The sequence below is a fragment of the Labrys sp. KB_33_2 genome (assembly GCF_052114505.1).
Taxonomy (GTDB): Bacteria; Pseudomonadota; Alphaproteobacteria; order Rhizobiales; family Labraceae; genus Labrys.
The window spans coordinates 78,060-103,298 of the sequence record NZ_JBFREW010000014.1 but is presented as its reverse complement, the minus strand read 5'-3'; the positions used below and the strand labels follow the sequence as shown (position 1 = coordinate 103,298).

The following is a 25,239-nucleotide window of genomic DNA, read 5'->3' as shown; positions in this document are numbered from 1 at the left end:
GCTATTTACCGGCCATTGTGCTGCCCCTCACTGTACCTCTCCCCGTAAGAACGGGGCGAGGATAGAGGTGAGGGGCAGAGCCACGCTTCAGATCGCGATTGTCAGATCGCACACACCTGCGGCTTGCGTCCGATCCAGGGGGCGGCTTCCTCCGCCTGCGCGGCAAGCTGGAGGATCGTCGCCTCGTCGCCATGGCGCCCGACGAACTGGATGCCAACGGGCTTGTTGCCGTCGGCCATGCCTGTTGGTACCGACATCGCCGGCAGGCCGGAGATGTTAAAGGCGAACATGAAGGCGGCATCCGACCAGCGTGCCAGATAGCGCTCGCGGTCGCCGTCCTCCATCGACCAGTAGCCGACCGGGCGCGGCGGCTGCGTCAGCGTGGGCGTGACGAAGACGTCGAAGGGAGCGATTTCCGTTGCGATGCGCTGGGCAGCCTTGCGTACGGCGCCGAGACTGGCCGAATACTGCGTCGCCGACAGGGTCTTGGCATATTCCAGCATTGACCAGTTGAAGGGCTGGAGATCGGCCTCTTCGGGCGGGCGCCCGGCGAATTTGGCGTGCTGGGTGAATTCGGTCGAGGTCTCCACGGCGATGATGTCGTTGTAGCGCCACCAGGCCTCTTCGAGATCGACCTCGAAGCGATATTCCTCGACCGTGTGGCCGAGGCTTTCGAGCAGCCTGACGGCGTCCTCCACGGCCGCTTTCACCTCGGGGGCATAGGGCTCGCCGAAGGGGGCGGTGAGCGTATAGCCGATCTTCAACCTCTTGGGACGCTTGGCGAGCAGGGATAGCCAACTCTCCGCAGGGCGCGGCGCCGTATAGGGATCGCCCGGCAGATTGCCGGCGACGACGTCGAGAAAGGCGGCGGTGTCACGCACGCTGCGGCTGTTGCACAGGAAATAGATGCAGCCGAACCACAGATCCGCATCGAAGGGGCCGTAGCTGACCCGGCCGCGCGATGGTTTCAGGCCGACCACGCCGCAGCAGGAGGCCGGTACGCGGATCGAACCGCCGCCGTCGGAGGCGTCGGCGATCGGCACAATGCGCGCGGCGACCGCCGCTGCCGACCCGCCGCTCGATCCGCCGGCGGTAATTGCCGGATTCCAGGGGTTGACGGTGGGCCCGTAGAGGCGCGGTTCGGTGGAAATGCACCAGCCATATTCAGGCGTGTTGCTGCGTCCGATCGGGGCGAGGCCGGATTCCCGCATGCGGCGGCCGATTTCCGAATCCGCCGGGCAGACATAATTCTGGAGATAGGCGAGGCCCGAGGTCAGCGGCGTGCCCTTCCACTGGGTGCCGAGGTTCTTGAGCAGGAATGGCACGCCGGCGAACGGGCCCGAACCCGGTGCTTCGGCGACCTGCCGCGCGACGTCGAAGGTCGGGATGACCACGGTGTTCAGCTTGGGATCGAGGCGGCCGACAAGCTCGATCGCGGTCTCGACCAGCTCCGAAGCCTTGACCTGCTTGGCCCGCACCAGCTCTCCGAGCGCCAAAGCGTCGGACCCGGCATAGAGCTTTACGAGATCGTCCGTGACGGCAACCATTTCCTTACCCCATAATTCCATCGGCCTGCGATGGCCGCCAGTCTGGAGGTAAATGCGGCGGAATTGGATGCCTCTGCTTCCACGATCTCTTGCTTTGTCCGCTGGAGGGACTTGCGTCGGCGCAGCGAGCCCGCCAATGGCCGGCCGCGCCGCATTTGGTTGACGCAGAGGGATTGCCCGTCCGCAGGTCGGAGACTTTCTCTCGGCCGCCGCGACAACGGCGCGTGGCCGGCGAATGCCGGCCTTGCTTCCTCAGCGCAGCGCCTGCGGCCCTATGGCTCCTTCCGCCGTAACTCGGACCGCGGAGAGCGGTTCGGCGATGTCCTCCAGGCCCTTGCCTTCTGCGTCGACGCCGTAGAACAGCGCCACCACACCGCCGAAGATCATCACCGCCGAACCGACGACATAGCCCCAGAACAGCGGGTCGCGCTCGGTACCTTCCCCGACCAGATAGCCGAAGATCAGCGGCCCCATCGAGCCGACGACCTGGGCGACGGCGAAGAAATAGGAGATCGCCTGGCCGCGAACTTCCAGCGGGAAGATCTCGCTGACGGTCAGATAGGCCGACGAAGCCCCCGCCGAGGCGAAGAAGAAGGAGATGCACCAGAACAGCGTATGGGTATTGGCCGTCAGGCTACCCTGCTTGAACAGATAGGCCGAGACCAGCAGCACCGCCCCCGCCAGCACATAGGTGCCGAAGATCATCTTGCGCCGGCCGATGGTGTCGAACAGCGGCCCGAGCAGCAGCGGCCCGATCAGATTGCCGATGGCGAAGGGGAAGAAATATAGCGCCGTCTGCGACTCGTTGAGATGATAGAAATTCTTCAGCACCAAAGCGTAGGTGAAGAAGATCGCGTTGTAGAGGAAGGACTGCGTCACCATCATGGTGATGCCGAGGAAGGTGCGCGATGGGTACTGCCGGAAGAAAACATCCACCAGTTTGGAGAAGGGAACCGATTCTTCCGGTTTGACGTACATCGCCTTGCTGTCGTCGACGGGCGCGAGCGTAACGCCCTGGGCGCGCACGCCCGCCTCGATGCTCTCGACGATGGTCTCGGCCTCCTTGTCCTGGCCGTGGGTGACCATCCAACGCGGGCTTTCGGGGATGTGCCGGCGCAGGAAGATGATGACGAGACCGAGCACCGGCCCGATGAAGAAGGCGATGCGCCAGCCGACATTCTCGGCAAACAAAGTGTGGTCGAGCAGAAAGAAGCTGCCGACGGCGCCCAGCATGGCGCCGGCCCAGTAGGTACCGTTGACGGCGATGTCGACCCGGCCGCGATATTTGGCCGGAATGAGTTCGTCGATGGCTGAATTGATCGCGGTGTATTCCCCGCCGATGCCCAGGCCTGCGACGAAGCGCCAGAGATAGAGGAACCAGGGCGTCCAGGCGAAGCCCGCCACGCCGGAGCCGACGAGATAGATCGCCAGGGTGATGATGAACAGCTTCTTGCGGCCCCAGCGGTCGGTTAGCCGCCCGAAAAACAGGGCGCCGACCACCTGGCCGATCAGGTAGATCGTGCCGGCGAAGCCGACTTCGGCGCTGGTCATGCCCAGGCTTTTCTGGAAACCGGAGGCCGAAACGAGCTGGATTTCGATACCATCGAGGATCCAACTGATGCCAAGGCCCACCACGACCATCCAGTGGAAGCGAGCCCAGGGCAGTCGGTCCATACGTGCCGGAACGAGGCTGCGGATGGCTTTGCCATCGGTCAATTCTACCGGCATGATCGTACTCCTTGCAGCGTGAATTTCGTCCCACAATATTGTTTGTTAACCTTTTGTAATAATTCGCGCTTGAATCACCTCATGTCAATGCTTCCGATAATACCTCTGGGGAATAGCGTAGCAGATGAGCAGATTGGGGATTGTGGTCTGCGTCGTCCTGGACAATGGGATCTATCGATCCTTACTGGTGCCGTATGGCTGATCTTTCATTTATTTCACCATGCGGCATAATGACGGGCGCAGTGGATGAAATCTGGCCTAGGAGGCGGCCGTGCAATCTGCTGCCGAGTGTGAGGCGCCGAGGCTTGGTGGCGTCAATGTCTCGTTAACCCCTACCGCCCATTTTGCGCCGCCAACCACAGAGCCTGTGTTCTATTCATGCAAGGCGGTTGCCGGGCGGTTGTACGGGGGGGTATACCGGTTATCCGCCTCGCCCCACTCGGGCCCTCATTCGCGGTTTCCAGATTCACGGTTCAATGGCCAAGCTTTTTCATCATCCTGTCGACCCGCAATCGCGCTTTATTCGTCTCGTGCTCAGCGAAATGGACGTGGCGACCGATCTGGTCGAGGAAAAGCCCTGGGAGAGACGAGAAGCCTTCCTGCACATGAATCCGGCCGGCGTGCTGCCGGTGATGATCGACGCCACCGGCCTGATCGTGCCCGGGGCGACGCCGATCTGCGAATATCTCGACGAGGCCTATGGCGATGCCCTCGGCGAGCAGCGCCTGCTGCCGCGCGATACCAGGGCGCGGGTGGAAACCCGCCGTCTGATCGAGTGGTTCAGCATCAAATTCTATGCCGAGGTCACCGAATATCTGATCACGGAGAAGATCCTCAAGCGCTTCCTGCCGATCGGCGAGGGCGGCTCCTCGCCGGATACGGCGGCGATCCGTGCGGCCAAATCGAATGTGCGCTATCATCTGCGCTATGTCGGATATCTGGTGCGACGGCGGAACTGGTTGGCGGGAGACAGGCTTTCCTACGCCGATTTCGTGGCTGCGGCCCATCTGTCGATCGTCGACTATCTCGGCGACGTGCCCTGGGACGAGGACCAGGCCGCCAAGGAGTGGTATGCGCGCCTCAAGTCGCGTCCGTCCTTCCGGCCGCTGCTGGCCGAGACGCTGCGGGGAACGCCGCCCTCGGCAACCTATGCGGATCTCGATTTCTAGCTTGGTGTTTTTTGACCTGGGACCGCTCGCTTTCTGCCGGGTGCCTGCTTGGCATGGTGTGCACTGTCATCCCCGGCCGAGCATGTCACAAGCTTTGCTTGTGACTGGGAGGGGAAGGGGATCCAGGGGCAAATGCACTGCCCGTAGCTCCTGGATCCCCTTCCCACGGCCTGCGGCCGTGCCGGGGATGACAGTATCGGTGCTTTCGAACTTTGCGGAGGGGCAACAACCCGGGCGCCGGCGGCCTCGCGCGAGGAGGTCATCATGACCGCCCTCAAGGCAGAACTCCTCCAGCGCGCCGAAGCGGAAGGCTTCGATGTCGTCCGCGTCACCACGCCCGACGCCATTCCCCAGGCGCCCGCACGCCTGCGCCGCTTCCTGGAGGAGGGGTTCCATGGCGAGATGGGCTGGATGCACGAGCGCGCCGATCAGCGCGGCGCGCCTTCCACGCTCTGGCCGGACGTGCGCAGCATCATCATGCTGGGGGTCAATTATGGCCCGGACGGGGACCCGATGGCGGGGTTGGCGGATCGCTCTGGCGGGCTGATTTCGGTCTATGCCCAGGGCGACGACTATCACGACGTCATCAAGAAACGGCTGAAAAGCCTCGGGCGCTGGTGGGGCGAGACAACCGGAGCGGCGCTCAAGGTCTTCGTCGACACCGCGCCGGTGATGGAAAAGCCCCTTGCAGCGGCGGCGGGCCTGGGCTGGCAGGGCAAGCACACCAATCTGGTCAGCCGGGATTTCGGCTCCTGGCTCTTTCTCGGCTCGATCTTCAGCGCCACGGAGATCGAGGCTGATGCACCGGAGCGGGATCATTGCGGCTCCTGCCGCGCCTGCCTCGATGCCTGTCCCACCGCCGCTTTTCCCGCGCCTTATCGGCTCGATGCCCGGCGCTGCATCTCCTATCTCACCATCGAGAACAAGGGACCGATCCCCGCCGAGTTCCGTGCGGCGATCGGCAACCGCATCTACGGCTGCGACGATTGCCTGGCCGCTTGCCCCTGGAACAAGTTCGCGGTGGCGGCGCGCGAGCACAAGCTCAAGGCGCGCGAGGACCTGCGAACGCCCAGATTGGCCGAACTCGCCCGCCTGGACGATCCCTCATTCCGGGCACTCTTTGCCAAGAACCCGGTCAAGCGCATCGGGCGTGATCGTTTCATCCGCAATGTGCTGATCGCCATCGGCAATTCCGGCGATGCCGGCCTTGTGGATACGGCCGAGGGGCTTCTGGGCGATGAATCGCCGCTGGTGCGCGCCATGGCGGTCTGGGCGCTCGCCCGGCTCTCGCCGGCCCGCCTGGCAGCCCAGTCCTGGCAGCGGGAATACGAAACCGATGCTGATGTGAGGGCGGAATGGCAGGCCGCCGGCCAGAGCGTTTTGCGATTTGGCGGAATCGCCAAGAATCGCAAAGACGCTCCAGCCAATCCGTAGGATTGGCTTGGAACCAATGAGTTAGAGCAAAATAGCGTTTCCGTCTAAATGCGCTTTGCTCTAGGCGGTGCCGGTGCAGCAAGAGGCCTTATCGTGATGATCATATTGAGAATCGAGCGCAGGGACCGCTTGACGGCGGCGGCGTTCGCCAATAGCGATGCGAACGGGGCAAGCAAGGAGCAGGCCGATGGTCCATAAGGGCGGCGCGCGACGTGACAATTGCAAGCCATCCAGACGTTTCGGTGAAGCCGCGCAGTTCTTCCGTAGCTGGACCGAAAAGCCCCTGCAGATGGGGTCGATCACCCCTTCCAGCCCTTTTCTGTCCAAGGCGATGGCGAACTGCGTCGATCTTGCCTCCGAAGGGCCGGTGGTGGAAATCGGGCCCGGCACCGGTCCGATTACCCAGGCCCTGGTCGAGCGAGGCATCGCCGAGGATCGCCTGGTGCTGGTCGAATACAGCCCGCAATTTTGCGATCTCCTGTCGCAGCGTTTTCCGAAGGCGACGGTGGTGCAGGGCGATGCCTATGCCCTGGCCAATACGCTGGACGGCAGGCTTTCCGGCAAGGCTGCCGCCGTGGTCTGCGGCCTGCCGCTGCTGACCAAGCCCGAGCGGCAGCGGCTCGACCTCCTGGCCCAGGCCTTCACCCTGATGCAGCCCGACGCCGCCTTCATCCAGTTCACCTACTCGCTGACTTCGCCGATGCCGACCAAGAACGCCTTCTTCACCTGGCATGCGTCGCCCCGGATCTGGCGCAACGTGCCGCCCGCCCGCGTCTGGACCTACCGCCAACTTCTGAGGAACTGATTTGGATACGAGAGACCGCCTGATCTGTGGCCTGGATGTCGATAGCGTTGCCAAGGCCGAGGCCCTGGTAACCCAGCTCGGCGACAGCGTGACCTTCTACAAGATTGGCTATCAGCTCATCTTCAATGGCGGTCTGCCCTTCGCCCAGGATCTGGCCCGCTCGGGCAAGAAGATCTTCCTCGACATGAAGCTGCACGACATCGGCAACACCGTGACCAAGGGGGTCGAGGCCATTGCCGGCATGGGCATGACCTTCCTCACCGCGCACGCCTTTCCCCAGACGATGCGAGCGGCGGTCGAAGGCGCCCGCGGTTCGGATCTGAAGATCCTCGCCGTCACCGTATTGACCTCCTATGACGATGCCGATTTGGCCGAAGCCGGTTATGGCAAGGGCGTGGGGGAACTCGTGGCCCAGCGTGTCGCCCAGGCCATGGCGCTCGGTGTGCCCGGCCTGGTGATGTCGCCGGAAGAGGTCGCTTCGACCCGCAACCGGGTGGGAGATGGCATGCTGCTGGTGACCCCTGGCGTGCGGCCCGCCGGCAGCGACAGCGGCGATCAGAAGCGGGTGATGACGCCCGGCGACGCCATCCGCGCCGGGGCCGACCATTTGGTGGTGGCCCGCCCCATCGTGGCGGCTCCCGATCCGAAGGCGGCAGCCGAGGCGATCCAGGCGGAGATCGCGGCAGCGCTATAGCGGAGCACGGACTTCCCAGCGACATGGAGACATGTCGCGATGTCCGCTCTTTGGAAACAAGCCACATTGAAAAAGGGCGCGGCTGACAAGCCCGCGCCCTTTTTGTGGTCTGTGCTGCAGGAGCGGACCTTGCGGCATGTCGCTGAGAAGTCCGCGCTCCCGGATCAATCCTTGGCGCGTTCGACGTAGGAGCCGTCTTCCGTCATGATCACCACGCGGGTGCCGGCGCTGATGTGGGGCGGCACGGTGGTGCGCACACCGTTGGAGAGGGTGGCGGGCTTGTAGGAGGAGGAAGCCGTCTGGCCCTTGGTCACCGGCTCGGTCTCCGTCACTTCCAGCACGACGCGGGCCGGCAGTTCGATCGCCACCGCCACGCCGTTGTAGAGGCTGATCTGGCATTCCATGTTCTCGGCCAGATAGACGGACTGGTCGCCGATGACATCGTTAGGCACGGCGACCTGCTCGTAGCTGTCCATGTTCATGAAGGCATAGCCATGCGCGTCTTCATAAAGATAGGTGTGCGACTTGGTCTCGATGAAGGCGCGCTCCACCTGCTCGGTGGTGCGGTAGCGCTGCACGGTCTTCACACCATCCGACAGGCGGCGCATGTCGATCTGCGTGGTGGGCGTGCCCTTGCCCGGGAAGAAGCTCTCAGCCTTGAGCACGACGAATAGCTGGTTGTCGATCTCGACGACGTTGCCCTTGCGGATCTGGCTGGCGATGACCTTCACGATAATGTCCTGAAACTTTTCAAGTGAACTAAAGCGTTTTGTGATGTGAGGGAAACGCTCCCAATCGCAAAGACGCGTCGAACCAAAGAGCTAGAGCAAAGCGCGTTTTCACCAAAACGCGCTTTGCTCTAGGAACAGATGTGGGCGCCTCTTACACCGCCCTGCCGCCGAACGAAAGCGCGAAGCGCCGTAAATCGGCGAAAGAAGGCCGAATTCCCGCCTCACGACGCGTTTTCCCACGACTTTCGCGATGACGCTGCCCTTTCATCACGACGCCGTGAGTGTGTAACAAGCAACGGTCTGCCGACGAATAGCACAGGGACGGGGCCTTTGTTCGGGCCGAATACTGACGAGGCCATTCATGCGGCGATCGACGAAGAGGCCGTGTTCCAGCCTGACGCGGCTCGTTCTATTGGGATTGGGCCTGACCATGCCGCTGGTCGGCGGCACGGCGTCGGCCTGGGCGGGGCAGCTTACCGTGGTGGAGCTCTTCACCAGTCAGGGTTGTTCCTCCTGCCCGCCGGCCAACGCCAATCTGGCCACGATCAGCCGGCGGTCCGGCGTGCTGGCCCTGAGTTTCGGCGTCACCTATTGGGACCGGCTGGGTTGGAAGGATATTTTCGCGCGTCCGGACTACACGCAGCGCCAGGTCGCCTATGAGAAGCCCCTTGGGCAGAGCGGCCCCTTCACGCCGCAGATGGTGGTGAATGGCAGGACGTCCCTGGTCGGCAACGACCTCGCCGAGGTCGAGGCGGTGATCACGGCCGCCGCGGCGGCCCGGCCGGATGCCGGACCGAGCCTTGCTCTTTCTGCCGGCTGCGTCGCCATCGGCAGCCATGCGTCTCCGGCTGCCGGCCTCGACGTTTGGCTGGTGCGCTACGATCCCAGCCAGGTCCAGGTGCCGGTACACGCGGGCGAGAATTCCGGCCGCACCCTGCCCCATAAGAATGTCGTGCACGATCTGATCCGCCTCGGACATTGGAAAGGCGAGGCTCTCAGCCTGCCGATCCCAGCGCCGCCGCCCGGCATGCGGACAGCCATCCTGCTGCAGGCGCCCCAAGGCGGTGCCATCGCCGCGGCAACGACTGATTGAGGGCGCGTACTCCCTGTCCAACTCCCGCCTGCTGGACGGCTGGTCCGGCTTTCCCCGCGCAGATGCGCAACCACTGAAAGGAAATGAACAATGGATCGTATCGCCAAGATCGTCTCGACGGGCCTGCTGGGACTGGGGCTTGCTTTCGCTGTTTCCTCGCTGTCGCAGGCCCAGGACGCCACGCCGAATACCGACACCATGCAGAAGCCTGCCCCGATGGAATCGCAGACGATGAAGCCGATGCAAGGCGATGCCATGAAGGCCGACACCATGAAGAAGCCGATGAAGAAGATGACCAAGAAGCACATGCCCAAGAAGATGAAGAAGCATGGCAAGGCCATGAAGGCGATGTGACCGACACGCGAACGAAGTTCCGGGTCCGACACGCGAACGAAGTTCCGGGGCCGCGGTCAGCGCGGGGCATCCTCCACCAGCCAGCCCTTGTAGCGCACGATCAGGCCGAGCAGGGGGTGGGCGATCTCGACATGAAAGTTGAAGCGCCCATCCTCGGCGCTCTCGAAGCTGTTGCCATAGGGAGCGAGGAAACGTGGCAGCGGCAAGCCGAGGAAACGCCAGTTGCGCACCACGAGCTTGAGCGTGCCGTCCTCGGCGAGGAGGGCCAGGCCGAAGCTGAAAGGCCCGAAACGCTCGTCGATGAGGCCGGCACTGCGGCCACGGCCGGCGGTTTGCACGGAGCGGAAACGGCGTCCGGCAAATTCGCGCCGCCAGATTTCTTGACTGCTTCCTTGGCTGCGCCCGATCTCGAAGGACACGCGCACCGGCACGTCCGCGCCGGCTTCGGGAAAGCCGACGAGGGCGCCGACCAGCCGTGACAGCAGCCCCTTGCCGCGCTCCACGCTGGCGCGACCGCTGACGCTGTGGCTCGCTTCGTGCCGATGCAGGGCCTGGATGGCCGGCGGCAGGTCGCGATAGGCAGAGCCCAGGACGCGCGGATAGAGCGGCAGGCTGGCTTCGGCCGTGACGTCGCGCGTGCCATGCGCGAAGGCCCGGCCGGCAAGGACCCGATCATAATCGGCCAAGGCGAGTGCTCCGGTTGCCGGGCGGGCCCCCGGCTCCGGCCTGATGCCATCGAGGCGCCGGCGGATGAGGGCCTCGATCGCCATCGCCGGAATATAGGGCCCGTCATCGCCTTCGGCCGTCAGGTGCCAGCTTCGCGTCAGAGGCTCGCCACGGTGGCCTGATCCCGCGACCTCGACGAACATGCCGCCGCGATGGGGACCCCAGCGCAGCATGCGGTTTGCCCAGAGGAAAAGCCCGGCCAGCGGCCTGAGCGACGGCAGTATTTTCCCCCGCACCAGCAGGCTCAGCCCGATCAGGCAGCGATGCAGGATCTCGGGGCGCGGCCCGGCGCCGACCCAGACCGAGCGGACACCTGGCCACAGGTCGGCGAGCAGCAGGAGATCGGGCACCTCCACCAGCGAGAACAGCGTATTGGAGAGGGGCATCCGTCCCGGCGGCGCGATGGTGAAACGGCAGGTTTCGGTGAGAGGATGCACGAGCAGGGTCTGCCCGCGCCGCCGCGCCGGCACGGCCTGGCCGGCATAGCTCGCGATCGCCTTGAGCACATTTTCGCCGACGATGGCATGAGGCGAGGGGGCGATGCCGGCGCGGATGGTCTCGATGCGCGAGAAGGCGCCGGCGAGATGCCTGACGACCGCGGCGGTGAGCACGGGAAAGCTGCTTACGCCCGAGAGGATTGTGACGCCGCGCTGCCGGGCCGCTGCATCGAGGCTGGTGACGCCGCGCACGAAGGCGGCCCCGTCCGAGAAGTCGAAATAATCGGCCCCGCAGGCGATCGCGGCTTCGATCAGGCGATAGGGCTCCTTGCCGTAACCCTGGAAGGGGCCGCTGGCATCGACGACGATGTCGGGCTTCAGGGCCTGCAATTGCGGCTCGTGGGGCTGCTCGCGATCGAACTGCGCCGGTGAGAGGCGGGCCCGCACCGGGCGGCTGGCGCAGAAGAATTCCGCCTTGGCGAGCGAGCGCCCGGCAATGATGAGGGTGAGGCGGGGGGCGTCCGCCAGCAATTCCGCCAGCCGTCCACCGAAGATGCCGTAGCCGCCGACGATCAGGACGCGCAGGGAGGGTGGGGATGCATTCACGGTGCGGCTCCAGCCTCGCATGCGTACAGGGAGCAGCCGGAACCGGCAAGGTGAAGCCTTGCACCGGTGCCGGACCTGGTGGCTAGACTTGCGTCTTGCGCCCGCGCCCGCCATAAGCGCTAGCCTAAGCACGATTTTCCGGCGAGACCCACGGGCGGGCTTCGCCGGAAAATCATGCATGTGTTCGATATCTTGCAGCTTGTTCTTGATCGCGCCCGTGGCTCGATCAAGAACAAGCTGCTTGGACAATATGGAATCCTCTCGCCATGACGAAGTTCGTGGAGCGCGTCTTTTCGGGCGTTCAACCGACCGGCAACCTGCATCTGGGCAATTATCTCGGCGCGATTCAGCGCTTCGTCGAGATGCAGAAGAGCCATCAATGCATCTATTGCGTGGTGGATCAGCACGCCATCACGCTCTGGCAGGATCCCAAGACCCTGAGCAGCGCCATCCGCGAGGTCACCGCCGCCTTCCTGGCCGCGGGCATCGACCCGAAGGCCCACATCGTCTTCAACCAGAGCCAGGTGGCCGAGCACGCCGAACTCGCCTGGGTGTTCAACTGCGTGGCCCGCATGGGCTGGCTCAACCGCATGACCCAGTTCAAGGAAAAGGCCGGCAAGGACAAGGAGGCGGCCTCGGTGGGCCTGTTCGCCTATCCCACGCTGATGGCCGCCGATATCCTGGTCTACCGCGCTACCCACGTGCCCGTCGGCGAGGACCAGAAGCAGCATCTGGAGCTCGCCCGCGACATCGCCGCGAAATTCAACAATGATTTCGGCGACTCCATCGCGGCCAATGGCTTCAATGATGGCTTCTTCCCGCTGCCCGAGCCCCTGATCCAGGGCGCTGCAACCCGCGTAATGAGCCTGCGCGACGGTTCCAAGAAGATGTCGAAATCGGATCCCTCCGATTTGTCGCGCATCAACATGACCGACGATGCCGAGACCATCGCCGCCAAGATCCGCAAGGCGCGCACCGATCCCGAGCCGCTGCCTGGTGAGGAGGAGGGGCTGAAAGGACGTCCCGAGGCCGACAATCTCGTCTCGATCTTCGCGGCCCTGTCGGGACGCACGGTCGCGGAGGTTCTCTCCGAGTTCGGCGGTGGCCAGTTCTCGACCTTCAAGACGGCGCTCGCCGATCTCACCGTCGCGAAAATCTCGCCGATCACCGCCGAGATGAAGCGCCTGATGGCCGATCCCGGCCATATCGACGCGGTGCTGGCCGAAGGCTCGGAGCGGGCGCGGGCGATCGCCGCCCCGATCATGGCCTCGGTGAAGGACATCGTCGGCTTCATCCGGTCGAAGTGAGGCCGAGTGAAGTCAGGCATTATCCGGAAAGTAGCTGAAACGCCGCCTTCGTCATGCCTGGCAATGACAAAGGCCGAGTCAATTCGATCCGTTTATTGCGGACGAACTCCGACGGGTTGTGGGAAGGGACCGATATGCTGAAGATCTGGGGCCGCGCCAATTCCTCCAATGTGAAGAAGGTGCTCTGGTGCGCCGAGGAACTCGGGCTCGCTTATGAGCGCATCGATGCGGGCGGCGCTTTCGGCGTGGTCAACGATCCCGCCTATCGCGCGCTCAATCCCAATGGGCTGGTGCCTTGCATCGAGGATGGCGGCTTCGTGCTGTGGGAATCCAATGCCATCGTGCGTTATCTGGCCGAGGGCGATCCCGAGCGCCGGCTGGTGCCGGCAACGCGCCAGGCGAAGGCTTCCGCAGAGCGCTGGATGGACTGGACGACCTCCACCATCGCGGCTCCCTTCCGCGACGTGTTCTGGAACGTCGTGCGTCGTACCGCCCAGGACCGGGTCGAGACCGAGCTCTCCCGGGGCCTCGACAGCTGCAGCCGCCTTCTGGCCATCGCCGACAAGGCCTTGGCCAGCCAGCCTTTTCTGTCCGGCGAGAAGTTCGGCATCGGCGACATCCCGCTCGGCTGCAGCGCCTATGGCTGGTTCAACATGGCGATCGAGCGGCCTGATCTGCCCCATCTTGCCGCCTGGTATGAGCGCCTGACCGAACGCCCGGCCTATCGCAAGGCGGTGATGATCCCGATGACCTGACGAACGGGAACTCCCCGGCCGACATTCGCGTTACCGAGCCGACCATGATTGTCATGGTCGCTCGGGGAATGTGTCCATGTTGTCTCAAGTGATCTCGCTCCTGATCGGCGTCTTCGTCATCGGCCTCGTCTGCTGGCTATTGCTGTACCTGGTCGACCGCCTGCCCATGGAAGGGCGCTTCAAGCAGATCGCGCGCATCCTCATCATCGTCATCGCGGTCCTCGCCATCGTCCAACGCATCGTGGTGCTGCTGGAGCCGGTACCGAGCCTGTGACGAGCAGCCTCATGATCGAGAACGTGCGGGACGGATACTTGTCGAACATGGGTTGCCCGGCGTGGGGCATCCCGATCGGGGGCGAAGCCGACATGTTCGGGAAAACCCTGAAAAAGCTGCGGGATGGCTTGCCTTTCGCCTGAGCAAATTGCATGGTCTTCGCCCTTTTTCCACCGTTTGCGGCAGCTCGGTCCGCTTGCGGGTCGCTATGCCAGGACGCACTCCATGAAGGTTACGCTCGAACGGACTGCCCTTCTCAAATCGCTGGGCCACGTCCACCGCGTCGTCGAGCGGCGCAACACCATTCCGATCCTGTCCAACGTGCTGATCGAGGCCCAGGGCGCCAGCCTGCTCTTGAAAGCGACCGACCTCGATCTGGAGGTGGTGGAGTCCTCTCCTGCCGATGTCACCATGGATGGTGCGACCACGGTGCCGGCGCATACCCTCTACGATATCGTCCGCAAGCTCCCCGACGGGGCCCAGGTCTCGCTGGAAGGCGGCGGCGAGGCGACCCAGCTGATCGTGCGCTCCGGCCGCTCGCGCTTCACCCTGCAGACGCTGCCGCCTTCGGATTTTCCGGACCTGGCGGCGGGCGAGTTTCCGCATAATTTCCAGCTCAAGGCCGCCGATCTGCGCAAGCTGATCGAGAAGACCCAGTTCGCGATTTCCACCGAGGAGACGCGCTATTATCTCAACGGCATCTATCTGCACACGCTCGAAGTCGAGGGCGAGACCCGCATCCGCGCCGTGGCGACGGACGGCCATCGCCTCGCCCGCGTCGAACTGCCGGCGCCCGAAGGCTCCAACGGCATGCCCGGCGTGATCCTGCCGCGCAAGGCGGTGGGCGAGATCCAGAAGCTGATGGAAGACGCCGAGGCCATCGTCTCCGTCGAGCTTTCCCAGGCCAAGGTCCGCTTCACCATCGGCCCGGTGGTGCTGACCTCCAAGTTGATCGACGGCACCTTCCCCGATTATGCCCGCGTCATTCCTGTCGGCAACGACAAGTCCCTGATCGTCGAGCGCGCCGACTTCACCGCGGCCGTCGACCGCGTCTCGACCATCTCCTCCGAGCGTGGCCGCGCCGTGAAGCTGTCGCTGGCCGACAGGCGCCTCGTCCTCACCGTCACCAACCCCGATTCCGGCACGGCGACCGAGGAGATCGAGGTCGATTACGACGCCACCCCGCTCGATATCGGCTTCAACTCGCGCTATTTGCTCGATATCGCGGCGCAGCTCGACGGCGATACCGCCCTGTTGAAATTCGCCGATCCGGGTTCGCCGACCCTGGTGCAGGACCGCGAAGGCGCCGCCGCCCTCTACGTTCTGATGCCGATGCGGGTGTAATCCGCGATTTGCCTTCTCCGCGTAGCGGGGACGGTGGCGGATATTCGTGACGTCGGCCTTGCAGGCGATGGCGCTCGAAATGCGGTGTGCCGATCTCCAGATCGGCATCTGACATGTTGGCGAGCACAGCGGTTCCAACAATGCCGATCTGGAGATCGGCACACCTGTTTCATGCTTGTCCCTGCAAAATTAGCGCCGGGAGCAGGATGCCTGCGATCCCAAAAATGATCTCGCCCCGCATCACCCGCCTGATCCTCACCTCCTTCCGGTCCTATCCGCGGCTCGATCTTGCCGTGGATGCCGGCATGGTGGTGCTTACGGGGCAGAACGGCGCTGGCAAGACCAACGTGCTCGAAGCCATCTCGCTGTTCACCCAGGGCAAGGGCTTGCGCCGGGCGGATCTCGAGGACATGGCCAGCGAGGACGGGCCCGGCAGCTTCGCCGTCGCCACCGAGGTTGAGGGCGCGCTCGGGCCGGCCCATCTCGGCACCGGACTGGAAGGCCCCGACAGTGGCCCGCGCAAATATCGCGTCGACCGCCAGCCTGTGTCTTCGGCCACGAGCTTTGCCGATCATTTGCGCCTCGTCTGGCTGACGCCCTCGATGGACGGCCTGTTTTCCGGTTCCGCCGGGGAGCGGCGGCGCTTCCTCGACCGGCTGGTGCTGGCTGTCGATGCCGGCCATGGCAGCCGGGTCAATGCGCTCGAACGCGCCTTGCGCTCGCGCAACCGCCTGCTGGAGGATCCTCGTGCCGATCAGCGCTGGCTGGATGCCGCCGAGCATGAAGTCGCCGATCTCGCCATCGCGGTGGCGGCATCACGGGCCGACACGGTGCGACGTCTCGCCGGCCTGATCGAAGAGGAGATTGATCCTACGTCTCCCTTCCCCCATGCCCGCATCGCCCTCGACGGTGCCATCGAGAATGCCGTGCTGGACGAACCGGCCCTGGCCGTTGAGGAGCGCTATCGCCAGATCCTGCGCGAAGGCCGTTCCCGGGACCGGGCGGCCGGGCGTACGCTCGACGGGCCGCATCTGACCGATCTCCTCGTCGTGCATGGCCCAAAGGGCATCGCCGCCGAGCGTGCCTCCACCGGGGAGCAGAAGGCCTTGCTGCTCGGCCTGGTGCTGGCCCATGCCAGGCTGGTTGCCCGTCTCGCCGGCATGACGCCGATCGTCCTGCTCGACGAAGTCGCCGCCCATCTCGACCCGATGAGGCGCGGGGCGCTCTATGACCGGCTCGAGAGCTTCGGCGCCCAGGTCTGGCTGACCGGGGCCGATCCCTCCGCCTTCGAGGCAATCGCTGGCCGCGCTGCCGTCTATCGGGTCACGCCGGGGCGGGTCGAGGGGTGAGGAAGTTTCTGCAAACAAGGGCTCTGTCATCCCCGGCACGGCCTTAGGCCGTGCCGGGGATGACAATCCTCTCGATGCGATTGTCGCCGAGTGGTTCCTGACGTCGGCGCCTTTGCGAACGTGGCGACGCAATGACGGTCAATGCTTCAGCAGCACGTCGAAGCGGGGATTGATCTCGTCGAAGATCGGCAACGAGGCTGCGCCCAGCACCACGGTGTGATGGCCTACGGAGCCCGCCATCAGGCGGGGGAGGCTGCGGCCGCTGCGCGAGCCCACCGACATCGGCAGCGGCATGGCCTTCTCGATCAGGCTGGCCAGCACGCTGGCCGGTGCCAGCCCGCCGAGCAGGATGGTTTCCGGATCCAGGGTCGATTCCAGGATGTTGACGGCACTGGCAAGAAAGGGCGCGGCCTCCTCAACCCAGCGCTCCACGGGAGCGGATATCGCGCCATCCAGCTCGGGGAGGACAGGGGAGCCAGGCTGGTCGGCCAGAAATTCCTGGGCGGCGCTCAGAGAGAGATAGCGCTCCAGGCAGCCGCGATTGCCGCAGGGACAGGGCTTGCCGTTCGGCATCACGATCATATGGCCGATTTCGCCGGCATTGAGCGAGGCGCCGCGCCAGGGCTGGCCGCCGAGAAAGACGCCGGCGCCGAGCCCTTCGTCCAGGAACAGGAAGACGAAACTGTCGATTGCCCGGGCGACGCCGTGCAACCGCTCGCCGATCGCTGCCGCCATGGCATCGTTCTCGATCTGCACCGGCTGTTCGAGAGTCTCCGCGATATGCCGCCTGGCATCAGGATCGTCCCATCCGGGCAAAGTGGTCGGGCCCGCCGTGGTGATGGCGCCGACCCCGAAGCGCACGGGCAGGGCGACCCCCGCACCGAGCAGGCGCGAGGCGGGAACGCCGGCCTCCTCGATCAACGCATCGGCAAGCTGCCGCAAGGCCGGCGCTGCGCTGCGGGGAGAGGGGCGCTGGGCGGGAATCTCGCGGATGGCGACAGGCTTACCGGTGAGGTCGACCAGGGCCGCGATGATGGCGCTGTGGTCGACATGGAAGCCGAGCGACCACGCGCCCTGAGGGTTGATGGTGTAGGGGATGGAGGGCTGGCCCCGTCCCTCGCGCTTGGGTGCGCCGGGCAGGAGGAAGCCGGCCTGCTCCAGTTCCTCGACGATGTTGGAGATCGTCTGGTTGGTCAGGGCGGTCTCCCGGGCGATCTCTGCCCGCGACACCGGCCCCAGCCTGCGCACCGTGTCGAGCACGACGCGCCTGTTATGGGAGCGGGTGAATTCGAGATTGGTCCCCGCAACACTTCGGCCCGGTTGGGGCGCCTTGTCCGCCTCGCGCCTTGCCATCTCAGCCACCCCCTAGAGCAAAACGCGTTCAGATGAGAACGCTTATTTGCTCTAACTCTTTGTTTCGACGCGTCTTTGCGATTCTAGGTGATTCCGTCAAATCGCAAAACGCTTTCCCGATTTCGTAGGCAACTATGGCAGCATGTTTACATTCAAACAAATTGAGTTAATAATTTTTCCGGGTCGCAGAAAATGACCGGGAGCCATCGAGAACTCTCCGCGCCCCTGAACTATGCAGGGCGGCCACCGGTCGCCGTTCGAATTGCAAGCGGGAGATGATTGCAATGTCTGGAATTCACAAATCGGTCCTGGCTGGGCTGGCAATGACGGCCCTGGCGGGATTGTCGCCGGCAGCCGCGGAAACGCTCAATGCCCTGTTCATGGCGCAGGCCGCCTATAGCGACGCCGACGTCAAGGCGATGACCGCCGCCTTCGAAAAAGAAAATCCCGGCGTTACCGTCAATGTCGAATTCGTGCCCTACGAGGCCCTTTACGACAAGATCGTCGCCTCCAAGGCCGCCGGCGGCGCCGGCTATGATGTCGTGCTCTACGACGTGATCTGGCCGGCCGCCTTCGCGCAGAACGGTGTGCTGGTCGACGTCACGGACCGGCTGAAGGATCTCGACCGCTCCAAGGTATTCGACGGGGCCTGGGCCACCGTGAATTATGACGGCAAGACCTATGGCATGCCGTGGATCCTCGACACCAAATATCTGTTCTACAACACCGAGATCTTGCAGAAGGCCGGCATCGCCGAGCCGCCGAAAACCTGGGATGAGCTGGCCAAGGATGCCAAGATCATCAAGGACAAGGGCCTGGTGCAATATCCCATCGTCTGGAGCTGGTCGCAGGCCGAGGCGGTCATCTGCGATTATGTGACCCTGACGGCGGCCTATGGCGGCAAGTTCTTCGAGGGAGACAAGCCGGTCTTCGACAAGGGCGGCTCGCTCGATGCCGTCACCTACATGGCCGACAGCCTCAAGAACGGCCTCTCCAACCCCAATTCCAAGGAATATCTGGAAGAGGACGTCCGCAAGGTGTTCTCGGCTGGTGATGCGGCCTTCGCGCTCAACTGGACCTACATGTATGCCAAGGCCAATGATCCGGCCGAAAGCAAGGTGGTCGGCAAGGTCGGGGTGGTGCCGGCTCCCGGCGTCGAGGGCAAGAGCAAAGCCTCGGGCGTGAACGGCTCGATGGGGCTGGGCATCACGGCCGGTTCCTCCAAGCCGGATCTCGCCTGGAAATACATCGTCTATCTGACCTCCAAGCCGGTGCAGAACCAGTATGCCAAGCTCAGCCTGCCGATCTGGAAGGCGTCCTACAGCGATCCGGCCGTCACCAAGGGGCAGGAGGCACTGGTCAAGGCCGCCGACGTCTCCATCGGCCTGATGACGCCGCGCCCGACGGTGGCCTCCTACCAGGAACTCTCCACCATCCTGCAGGCGCAGATCCAGAACGCGCTGGCCGGCAAGGCTTCGCCCGCCGACGCCCTGGCGGCAGCGGCCAAGGATGCCGCGCGCATCCGGTGAGATCTTTACCCTCCCTTGGAGGTACAGGCACTTCCTCTTGGAAGTGCCTGGGATTGACGCACAGCGTCGGGGTGGGGTGACTTCTTCGCAGGAATGACAGCCGCTGTCGTCGCGACCTGCGTATTTTCACCTCACCCCGGCCTTTCAGGCCGACCCTCCCCCTCCAGGGGAGAGTATGGTTGCGCCTCGTGACGCTACCCTTTGCTGGAAGGAATCTGCCTGATGATGAGCGGCCGTGTCGGCATGCCCTCACCATGGCTTCTGCTCGGTCCGATGCTGGTCATCGTGTTCGCGGCGGTCGGCTATCCCATCCTGATGACCCTGTGGCTGGCCTTCACCGATACCCGCCTGATGGCGGGGCCGGGGGCAGCGCATTTCATCGGGCTGGAAAACTTCGCCTTTGCCTTTACCGATTCCGATTTCCTCGCCGCGGCAGGTCGGACGATCTATTTCACCGTCGTCTCGATCAGCGCCGAGGCCCTGCTCGGCATCGGCGTGGCCTTGCTGCTCAACGAGAAATTCCGCGGCCGCACCTTCTGCCGTGCGCTTCTGGTACTGCCCTGGGCGGTGCCCACCATCGTCAACGCTTTGATGTGGCGGCTGATCTACCAGCCCGATTTCGGCGTGCTCAATGCAGTGCTGACCCAGAGCGGGCTGATGGAGAGCTATCGCAGCTGGCTCGGCACCGAAGGCAGTGCCATGAATGCGGTGATCGTGGCCGATGTCTGGAAGAACTATCCGCTGGTGGCGCTGATCGTGCTGGCCGCGCTGCAATCGGCACCCTTGGAACTCTACGGCGCCGCCACGCTCGACGGCGCCAATGCCTGGCAGCGCTTCAAGGCCGTCACCTGGCCGGTGATCGCGCCGCCGCTGCTGGTGGCGCTGGTGCTGCGTTCGATCGAGGCGCTGAAGGTCTTCGACATCTTCTATGTGATGACACGGGGCGGTCCGGCGAGTTCGACCAAGACCATGAGCTTCTTCGTCTATGAGGAATCCTTCCGCTTCATGCGAGTGGGGTCGGGTGCTTCCTACGCCCTCATCGTGGTGCTGATCTGCATGGTCTTCGTCGGCTTCTACGTCCGGCTGATGCGCAGACAGGAGGCCTGATCATGCAGCGCAGCCCCATCGCAACTTTCTTCCTCTATTGCGGCGTCGCCCTGTTCCTGGTGGTGACGCTCGCGCCGGTGCTCTGGCTCGGCGTGATGAGCATCTCGCTACCGGCCGATCTCACCGCCAAGCCGCTGTCGCTCATCCCGCATCATGTCGACTTCAGCCGTTATGCCCGCCTGCTCACCTTCGAGGCCAACAGCCCGGGCGAGGCGTTCCTGATGGCGTTGCGCAACAGCCTGTTGAGCTCGCTGGGCGCGACGGCGCTGTCGCTGCTGGTGGCGGTGCCGGCGGGCTGGGCCTTTTCGCGCTACCGCAATCGCGGCGTGTCGGTGGTGCTCTACAGCATCCTCGCCACCTATATGACCCCGGCCGTGGCGCTGATCCTGCCGCTCTATTTCCTGCTGTCGATGCTGGGGCTGCTCAACAATGTGTTCGGCCTCATCCTGGTCTATTGCTCGATCCTGACGCCCTTCACCGCCTGGTTCATCAAATCGTCCTTCGATGCGGTGCCCGGCGAACTCGAAAGCGCTGCAGCGATCGACGGCGCCTCGACGCTGCAGACCCTGTGGTGGGTCACGCTGCCCTATGCCCGGGCCGGCGTCGCCACCGCTGCCCTGTTCGCCATCCTGCTGGCCTGGGACGAATTCTTCTACGCCCTGCTCTTCACCTCCAACCAGAATGCCAAGACCCTCACCGTCACCATCGCCGACTTCGCCGCCGGCCGCGCCACGGATTTCGGCCTGGTCTCGGCCGCGGGCCTGCTGACGGCGCTGCCACCGGTTCTGATCGCCTTCATCCTGCAAAAATCACTGGTTGCCGGCCTGACTGCCGGCAGCGTCAAGGGTTGATATCATGAGTAAAATCGTGCCGGGCTCGGGCCTGGCGATGATCGAGGCCGAAATGGCCAGGCAGCATGCCGATGCACTGGCCTCTTTCCATGGCGCCGGGCCGATGGCCGCGCGGCTGGCCGACAGCATCCGCCGTACCGGCCGGCTGACCCTGGCCGCCATGGGCGGCTCGCACTGGGTCAACCGCGCAGCCGCCGTGCTCTATCGCCAGCTCGGCATCGAGGTCGAGACCGAGGTGGTGTCCGAGCTTCTCATCACGCCGCAGCCCGACCGCGAGCGTACCGTGCTGCTGGTGTCCCAGTCGGGCAATTCCGGCGAGATCGTCGCCTATCTCGAGCGTCCGTCCGGCCGGCAGGAGCGCTTCGGCCTCACGCTTGATGCCGATAGTGCGCTCGGCCGCGGCGTGCCCGCCCTTGTCGGTGTCGGCGGGTCGGAAAAAGCCTTCGCCGCCACGCGCAGCCTCCTGGTCAGCCATGCGCTGCATCTTGCGGTGCTCGCCGCATTGGGCCTGCCGGCGGAACCCGCGCTCGCCGTGCTCGATGCCCCCGTCCGGCCCGATCTGGGGGCGGCCCTGTCCGCTCTCGCCGCCAGCACGTCCCTGATCCTCAGCGGCCGGGCCGAACTGCAGGGCGTGGCCGAATCCGGGGCGCTCTGCGTGATGGAACTCGCCCGCCTGCCGGCCCTGGCCCTGGAGGGCGGCCAATTGCGGCATGGCCCGATGGAGATGCTGTCACCGGCCAGCGGCATCGTGCTGCTGCGCGCCGCCGGCCCCTCGGCCGGCCTCGCGCCGGGGCTGGTGGCGGCCTGCCGCGCGGCCGGATCGCCGGTGGTGGTGTTCGACCTCTCCGGTGAGGCCGACATCGCCGATGCTGTCACCATTCGCCTGCCGAGGGAGGAGGGCATGGCGGCCATCTTCGCCGTATTGCCGGCACTGCAGTCCTTCCTGGTGACCTTTGCGGCCGGCCGGGTTACCCAAGTCGGCGAGCCCCTGCGCTCGACCAAGGTGACGACGGAGCTATGAGGGAACCGCTGTTTCTGATCGGCAACGTCAATGTCGATCTCGTGATGGGCCCGCAGGCGCCCTGGCCGCAACCGGGCACGGAAGTGATCGTGCCCGAGAGCGAATTCCGCGTCGGCGGCGCCGCTGGCAATACGGCGCTGGCCCTCGATGCGCTCGGCGTCGATTACCGGCTGATCACCAGTCGCGGCAACGACATGCTGGGCCGCTGGCTCGCCGAACCCTTCGGGGCACGGGCGCTGGGCTGGACCGTGGCCGAGGGGGCGACCACGGTTTCGGTCGGCATCGGCCATCCCGATGGGGACCGCACCTTCTTTACCACCACGGGCCATCTGCATTCATTCAGGCTGGCGCACGTGCTGTCGCAACTCGACGAGAAGGGGGAGGGGTGCGTGGCCCTGCTGGTGGGTCCCTTCGTGATTCCGGCCCTGCTCGCCGATTATGACGAGTTGATCGTCATCCTGCGGCGCCGGGGTTATCGGGTCGCCCTCGATACGGGCTGGCCGGATGGCGGCTGGACGTCTGGGGTGCGGGCGCGGGTCAATGCCTGGATCGGCCATTGCGAGCATGTCCTCATCAACGACATCGAGGCCAAGGGGCTGACCGGCGCCGAGACGGACGCGGACGCGGCGGAGATGATCCGGCCGCTGCTGCCCGCCGGCGCCAGCCTGGTGATCAAATGCGGGCCGAAGGGGGCCTTGGCCTGGCGTGGGGACGAGCATGTGGCCGTGCCGGCGCCGCAGGTCGGCGTCGTCGACACCATCGGGGCCGGCGACACCTTTTCGGCCGGCTATTTCGCCAGCCTGGTCGAGAGCGAGGATCTTGAGAGGGCGGTGACGAATGGCGTGGCGGTCGCCTCGCTGGCGGTCTCGACGCGGCCACGCCGCTATCGGTGAGGGAGGCGCCGCCCCCTTCACACATACCCGCGGCGCTTCACCTCGGCCCAACTGTCGTCGAGCGTCTTCTTGGCGGCGGCGATCAGGGCGTCGACTTCTTCATGGCTGATCACCAGCGGCGGGGCGATGATCAGCGTGTCGCGGGTGGCGCGCATGACCAGGCCGTGCTGGAAGGAGAAGTCACGGGCGATCAGGCCGACCGTGCCGGTTTCCACAGGCCAGGAGGCGCGAGTCTTCTTGTTCGGCGTCAGCTCCAGCGCGCCGATCAGGCCGACCATGCGCGCTTCGCCGACCATGGGATGATCGCCCAGCGCCAGCCACTGCTTTTGCATATAGGGGCCGATATCGTCCTTCACGCGCTCGACGATCTTCTCGTCACGCAGGATCTTGATGTTGGCGATCGCGGCCGCTGCGCAGGCCGGATGGCCCGAATAGGTGTAGCCATGGTTGAAGTCGCCGGCATTGGCGATCACCTCGGCTACCTTCTCGGTCACCATCACGCCGCCGATCGGCAGGTAGCCGGAGGAAATGCCCTTGGCCATCGCCATGATGTCGGGCTCGAAGCCGAAATACTGGCTGCCGAACCATTCGCCGGTGCGCCCGAACCCGCAGATCACCTCGTCCGAGATCAGGAGGATGTCGCGCTCGCGGCAGATGCGCTGGATTTCGGGCCAATAGGTGGCGGGCGGGATGACCACGGCGCCGGCGCCCTGGATCGGCTCGGCGATGAAGGCGGCGATCGTGTCGGCGCCGAGCTCGTCGATGGTGCGCTCGAGCTCGCGCGCCGCCCACAGGCCGAATTCCTCCGGGCTGCGGTCACCGCCCTCGGCATACCAATAGGGCTGGGCGATGTGGACGATGCCGGGGATCGGCAGGCCGCCCTGGGCATGCATCGGCGTCATGCCGCCGAGCGAGGCGCCGCCGATGGTCGAGCCGTGATAGCCGTTCTTACGGGCGATGATGGTCGATTTGCCGGGCTTGTCCTGGGCCGCCCAGTAATGACGCACCATGCGGATGATGGTGTCGTTGGATTCCGAGCCCGAGCCGGTGAAGAACACGCGGCTGAACTGCGGCGGCGTCACTTCCGCAAGCAGGCGCGACAGCTCGATCGCCGGCAGATGGGTGGTCTTGAAGAAGGTGTTGTAGAAGGGCAGTTCGCGCATCTGCTGCGCCACAACCTCGACGATTTCCTCGCGGCCATAGCCGACATTGACGTTCCACAGGCCCGACATGCCGTCGATGATCTGGTTGCCTTCGGAATCCCACAGATGCACGCCCTTGGCCTTGACGATGATGCGCGCGCCCTCGGCGTTCAGGCCCTTGGTGTCGGTGAAGGGGTGCAAATGATGCGCGGCATCGATCGCACGCAGTTCCGCTGTGGTGAGGTTGGTCTGGTGCAAGGACATGATGCGCGCTTTCCCGAAAAATGTGATCCCAATTTTGTGATCACAAATTGCGGAAGTCAAGGGGGATGCGTTGTCGCGGTGTTTGCAAGAGCGGACGTCCTACGACACTCGAGAGAGCGTGGGACAATGCCCTCAATCGTCCCGCCAGCGCGGCATCGCCCTAAAGCGGTCGAAAACTTCTACGCACCCGCCAGGACGATCTCCGCTTCGTGTTCCACCGGAAAATTCACCGAGCGGGCGATGAAGCACATCTCATGCGCCTTCTTGTGCAATTCATGCGCCTTCTGCAGGTCGGTGCCGGCGGCGACCACGACATGCGGGCGCAGGGTGACCTTCTCGAACTGGCCGGCACCGCCAGCCACCTCGACCATCACGCCTTCTGCCTCGTCCTCATAAGAGAGCACATTCACGCCCATCTGCGAGCACAGGCCGAGATACCAGAGCTTGTGGCAGGCCGAGAGCGAGGCGACCAGCAGGTCCTCGGGGTTCCAGCGCGTGGCATCGCCGCGAAAGCTCGGGTCGGAGGAGCCTTCGATCGTCGGCTTGCCCTCGGCCTGGATCTGGTGGGCGCGGCTGTAGCCGCGATAGGTGGGCGTGCCCTCGCCCTCATTGCCGGTCCAGATGACCTTGACCGCATAGCGGTGTTCGCGCCCTGCCATACCTTCCTCCTCATGTCGTTATGTGGCGGGAGGATGCCCTCTTGTCCGGCTGTTTCGCAATGGGTGT

Annotated in this window: 24 protein-coding genes; 17 read left to right on the top strand and 7 right to left on the bottom strand. The window is 64.7% G+C overall.

Features of this window, described 5'->3' with window-relative positions:
- Positions 1 to 101: 101 nt before the first annotated feature.
- Both AB4037_RS24035 and AB4037_RS24030 read right to left on the bottom strand, forming a co-directional pair.
- Positions 102 to 1,547, bottom strand: coding sequence for an amidase (locus AB4037_RS24035; RefSeq protein WP_441773225.1), 1,446 nt, complete (start codon positions 1,545 to 1,547; stop codon positions 102 to 104).
- Between the two features lie 252 nt (positions 1,548 to 1,799).
- Positions 1,800 to 3,275 (bottom strand): MFS transporter, encoded by a 1,476-nt coding sequence (locus tag AB4037_RS24030; protein WP_434958208.1) that lies wholly within the window; start codon positions 3,273 to 3,275, stop codon positions 1,800 to 1,802.
- A gap of 476 nt (positions 3,276 to 3,751) precedes the next feature.
- Here AB4037_RS24030 and AB4037_RS24025 point away from each other — a divergent pair, with 476 nt between their 5' ends.
- From AB4037_RS24025 to pyrF, 4 genes are all read left to right on the top strand, one after another.
- Positions 3,752 to 4,444, top strand: a complete 693-nt coding sequence (locus AB4037_RS24025; RefSeq protein ID WP_434958207.1) for a glutathione S-transferase family protein — start codon at positions 3,752 to 3,754, stop codon at positions 4,442 to 4,444.
- A gap of 264 nt (positions 4,445 to 4,708) precedes the next feature.
- Positions 4,709 to 5,878 (top strand): tRNA epoxyqueuosine(34) reductase QueG, encoded by a 1,170-nt coding sequence (queG, locus tag AB4037_RS24020; RefSeq protein WP_441773224.1) that lies wholly within the window; start codon positions 4,709 to 4,711, stop codon positions 5,876 to 5,878.
- Positions 5,879 to 6,065: 187 nt separating this feature from the next.
- Positions 6,066 to 6,683, top strand: coding sequence for a class I SAM-dependent methyltransferase (locus tag AB4037_RS24015; protein ID WP_441773223.1), 618 nt, complete (start codon positions 6,066 to 6,068; stop codon positions 6,681 to 6,683).
- Position 6,684: 1 nt separating this feature from the next.
- A complete protein-coding gene (gene pyrF, locus AB4037_RS24010; protein WP_434958204.1) occupies positions 6,685 to 7,377 on the top strand; it encodes an orotidine-5'-phosphate decarboxylase in 693 nt (230 codons plus the stop codon).
- A 164-nt stretch (positions 7,378 to 7,541) separates the two neighbouring features.
- Here the strand turns inward: pyrF and efp are convergent, their stop codons facing one another.
- The gene (efp, locus tag AB4037_RS24005; protein WP_434959701.1) at positions 7,542 to 8,111 is read right to left on the bottom strand and encodes an elongation factor P; all 570 of its coding nucleotides are present in this window, start codon (positions 8,109 to 8,111) and stop codon (positions 7,542 to 7,544) included.
- 358 nt (positions 8,112 to 8,469) lie between these two features.
- Between efp and AB4037_RS24000 the strand changes: the two genes are divergently transcribed.
- Both AB4037_RS24000 and AB4037_RS23995 read left to right on the top strand, forming a co-directional pair.
- Complete coding sequence (locus AB4037_RS24000) at positions 8,470 to 9,201, top strand: DUF1223 domain-containing protein (RefSeq protein ID WP_441773222.1); 732 nt, start codon at positions 8,470 to 8,472, stop codon at positions 9,199 to 9,201.
- Between the two features lie 90 nt (positions 9,202 to 9,291).
- Positions 9,292 to 9,555, top strand: a complete 264-nt coding sequence (locus tag AB4037_RS23995) for a hypothetical protein (protein ID WP_441773221.1) — start codon at positions 9,292 to 9,294, stop codon at positions 9,553 to 9,555.
- A 56-nt stretch (positions 9,556 to 9,611) separates the two neighbouring features.
- Here AB4037_RS23995 and AB4037_RS23990 read toward each other — a convergent pair whose 3' ends face one another.
- The gene (locus AB4037_RS23990; protein WP_441773220.1) at positions 9,612 to 11,324 is read right to left on the bottom strand and encodes a DUF4166 domain-containing protein; all 1,713 of its coding nucleotides are present in this window, start codon (positions 11,322 to 11,324) and stop codon (positions 9,612 to 9,614) included.
- Positions 11,325 to 11,590: 266 nt separating this feature from the next.
- Here AB4037_RS23990 and trpS point away from each other — a divergent pair, with 266 nt between their 5' ends.
- The 6 genes from trpS to recF all read left to right on the top strand — a co-directional run bounded on the left by trpS (position 11,591) and on the right by recF (position 16,353).
- Entirely contained in the window at positions 11,591 to 12,631 is a 1,041-nt protein-coding gene (trpS, locus tag AB4037_RS23985; protein ID WP_441773219.1) for a tryptophan--tRNA ligase, read from the top strand.
- Positions 12,632 to 12,765: 134 nt separating this feature from the next.
- The gene (locus AB4037_RS23980; RefSeq protein WP_441773218.1) at positions 12,766 to 13,386 is read left to right on the top strand and encodes a glutathione S-transferase family protein; all 621 of its coding nucleotides are present in this window, start codon (positions 12,766 to 12,768) and stop codon (positions 13,384 to 13,386) included.
- Positions 13,387 to 13,462: 76 nt separating this feature from the next.
- The gene (locus AB4037_RS23975; protein WP_434958198.1) at positions 13,463 to 13,660 is read left to right on the top strand and encodes a hypothetical protein; all 198 of its coding nucleotides are present in this window, start codon (positions 13,463 to 13,465) and stop codon (positions 13,658 to 13,660) included.
- 11 nt (positions 13,661 to 13,671) lie between these two features.
- On the top strand, positions 13,672 to 13,803 hold the full coding sequence (locus AB4037_RS23970) for a hypothetical protein (protein ID WP_441773217.1): 132 nt from the start codon (positions 13,672 to 13,674) through the stop codon (positions 13,801 to 13,803).
- A gap of 82 nt (positions 13,804 to 13,885) precedes the next feature.
- Positions 13,886 to 15,004, top strand: a complete 1,119-nt coding sequence (gene dnaN, locus AB4037_RS23965; protein WP_434958196.1) for a DNA polymerase III subunit beta — start codon at positions 13,886 to 13,888, stop codon at positions 15,002 to 15,004.
- Positions 15,005 to 15,228: 224 nt separating this feature from the next.
- Positions 15,229 to 16,353, top strand: coding sequence for a DNA replication/repair protein RecF (recF, locus tag AB4037_RS23960; RefSeq protein WP_441773216.1), 1,125 nt, complete (start codon positions 15,229 to 15,231; stop codon positions 16,351 to 16,353).
- A 138-nt stretch (positions 16,354 to 16,491) separates the two neighbouring features.
- Here the strand turns inward: recF and AB4037_RS23955 are convergent, their stop codons facing one another.
- Positions 16,492 to 17,706, bottom strand: a complete 1,215-nt coding sequence (locus tag AB4037_RS23955; protein WP_441773215.1) for an ROK family transcriptional regulator — start codon at positions 17,704 to 17,706, stop codon at positions 16,492 to 16,494.
- A 284-nt stretch (positions 17,707 to 17,990) separates the two neighbouring features.
- Between AB4037_RS23955 and AB4037_RS23950 the strand changes: the two genes are divergently transcribed.
- The 5 genes from AB4037_RS23950 (at position 17,991) to AB4037_RS23930 (ending at position 23,107) form a co-directional block, all read left to right on the top strand.
- The gene (locus AB4037_RS23950; RefSeq protein ID WP_441773214.1) at positions 17,991 to 19,235 is read left to right on the top strand and encodes an extracellular solute-binding protein; all 1,245 of its coding nucleotides are present in this window, start codon (positions 17,991 to 17,993) and stop codon (positions 19,233 to 19,235) included.
- 225 nt (positions 19,236 to 19,460) lie between these two features.
- Positions 19,461 to 20,342 carry a carbohydrate ABC transporter permease gene (locus AB4037_RS23945; protein WP_434959700.1) on the top strand — a complete coding sequence of 294 codons (882 nt, stop codon included), beginning with the start codon at positions 19,461 to 19,463 and terminating at the stop codon, positions 20,340 to 20,342.
- Entirely contained in the window at positions 20,342 to 21,193 is an 852-nt protein-coding gene (locus AB4037_RS23940) for a carbohydrate ABC transporter permease (protein WP_441773281.1), read from the top strand. Before AB4037_RS23945 ends, AB4037_RS23940 begins: the two co-directional genes overlap by 1 nt.
- Before the next feature lie 4 nt (positions 21,194 to 21,197).
- Positions 21,198 to 22,214, top strand: a complete 1,017-nt coding sequence (locus AB4037_RS23935; RefSeq protein ID WP_441773213.1) for an SIS domain-containing protein — start codon at positions 21,198 to 21,200, stop codon at positions 22,212 to 22,214.
- Positions 22,211 to 23,107 (top strand): carbohydrate kinase family protein, encoded by an 897-nt coding sequence (locus AB4037_RS23930; protein WP_441773212.1) that lies wholly within the window; start codon positions 22,211 to 22,213, stop codon positions 23,105 to 23,107. The genes AB4037_RS23935 and AB4037_RS23930 overlap by 4 nt, the downstream gene beginning before the upstream one ends.
- Positions 23,108 to 23,124: 17 nt before the next feature.
- Here AB4037_RS23930 and AB4037_RS23925 read toward each other — a convergent pair whose 3' ends face one another.
- Positions 23,125 to 24,513 (bottom strand): aspartate aminotransferase family protein, encoded by a 1,389-nt coding sequence (locus AB4037_RS23925; protein WP_434958190.1) that lies wholly within the window; start codon positions 24,511 to 24,513, stop codon positions 23,125 to 23,127.
- A gap of 179 nt (positions 24,514 to 24,692) precedes the next feature.
- The gene (locus AB4037_RS23920) at positions 24,693 to 25,172 is read right to left on the bottom strand and encodes an OsmC family protein (RefSeq protein WP_434958189.1); all 480 of its coding nucleotides are present in this window, start codon (positions 25,170 to 25,172) and stop codon (positions 24,693 to 24,695) included.
- Positions 25,173 to 25,239 lie beyond the last annotated feature (67 nt).

Bases quoted from the DNA above. Each gene is read 5' to 3' on its own strand.
- AB4037_RS24035 (WP_441773225.1), bottom strand. From the start codon at position 1,547: ATGGTTGCCGTCACGGACGATCTCGTAAAGCTCTATGCCGGGTCCGAC.
- dnaN (WP_434958196.1), top strand. From the start codon at position 13,886: ATGAAGGTTACGCTCGAACGGACTGCCCTTCTCAAATCGCTGGGCCAC.
- AB4037_RS24015 (WP_441773223.1), top strand. From the start codon at position 6,066: ATGGTCCATAAGGGCGGCGCGCGACGTGACAATTGCAAGCCATCCAGA.
- AB4037_RS23935 (WP_441773213.1), top strand. From the start codon at position 21,198: ATGAGTAAAATCGTGCCGGGCTCGGGCCTGGCGATGATCGAGGCCGAA.
- AB4037_RS23950 (WP_441773214.1), top strand. From the start codon at position 17,991: ATGTCTGGAATTCACAAATCGGTCCTGGCTGGGCTGGCAATGACGGCC.
- AB4037_RS24025 (WP_434958207.1), top strand. From the start codon at position 3,752: ATGGCCAAGCTTTTTCATCATCCTGTCGACCCGCAATCGCGCTTTATT.
- AB4037_RS23955 (WP_441773215.1), bottom strand. From the start codon at position 17,706: ATGGCAAGGCGCGAGGCGGACAAGGCGCCCCAACCGGGCCGAAGTGTT.
- AB4037_RS23975 (WP_434958198.1), top strand. From the start codon at position 13,463: ATGTTGTCTCAAGTGATCTCGCTCCTGATCGGCGTCTTCGTCATCGGC.
- AB4037_RS23925 (WP_434958190.1), bottom strand. From the start codon at position 24,513: ATGTCCTTGCACCAGACCAACCTCACCACAGCGGAACTGCGTGCGATC.
- trpS (WP_441773219.1), top strand. From the start codon at position 11,591: ATGACGAAGTTCGTGGAGCGCGTCTTTTCGGGCGTTCAACCGACCGGC.
- AB4037_RS23945 (WP_434959700.1), top strand. From the start codon at position 19,461: ATGAGCGGCCGTGTCGGCATGCCCTCACCATGGCTTCTGCTCGGTCCG.
- recF (WP_441773216.1), top strand. From the start codon at position 15,229: ATGATCTCGCCCCGCATCACCCGCCTGATCCTCACCTCCTTCCGGTCC.
- AB4037_RS23920 (WP_434958189.1), bottom strand. From the start codon at position 25,172: ATGGCAGGGCGCGAACACCGCTATGCGGTCAAGGTCATCTGGACCGGC.
- AB4037_RS23980 (WP_441773218.1), top strand. From the start codon at position 12,766: ATGCTGAAGATCTGGGGCCGCGCCAATTCCTCCAATGTGAAGAAGGTG.
- AB4037_RS24000 (WP_441773222.1), top strand. From the start codon at position 8,470: ATGCGGCGATCGACGAAGAGGCCGTGTTCCAGCCTGACGCGGCTCGTT.
- AB4037_RS24030 (WP_434958208.1), bottom strand. From the start codon at position 3,275: ATGCCGGTAGAATTGACCGATGGCAAAGCCATCCGCAGCCTCGTTCCG.
- queG (WP_441773224.1), top strand. From the start codon at position 4,709: ATGACCGCCCTCAAGGCAGAACTCCTCCAGCGCGCCGAAGCGGAAGGC.
- AB4037_RS23970 (WP_441773217.1), top strand. From the start codon at position 13,672: ATGATCGAGAACGTGCGGGACGGATACTTGTCGAACATGGGTTGCCCG.
- AB4037_RS23995 (WP_441773221.1), top strand. From the start codon at position 9,292: ATGGATCGTATCGCCAAGATCGTCTCGACGGGCCTGCTGGGACTGGGG.
- AB4037_RS23930 (WP_441773212.1), top strand. From the start codon at position 22,211: ATGAGGGAACCGCTGTTTCTGATCGGCAACGTCAATGTCGATCTCGTG.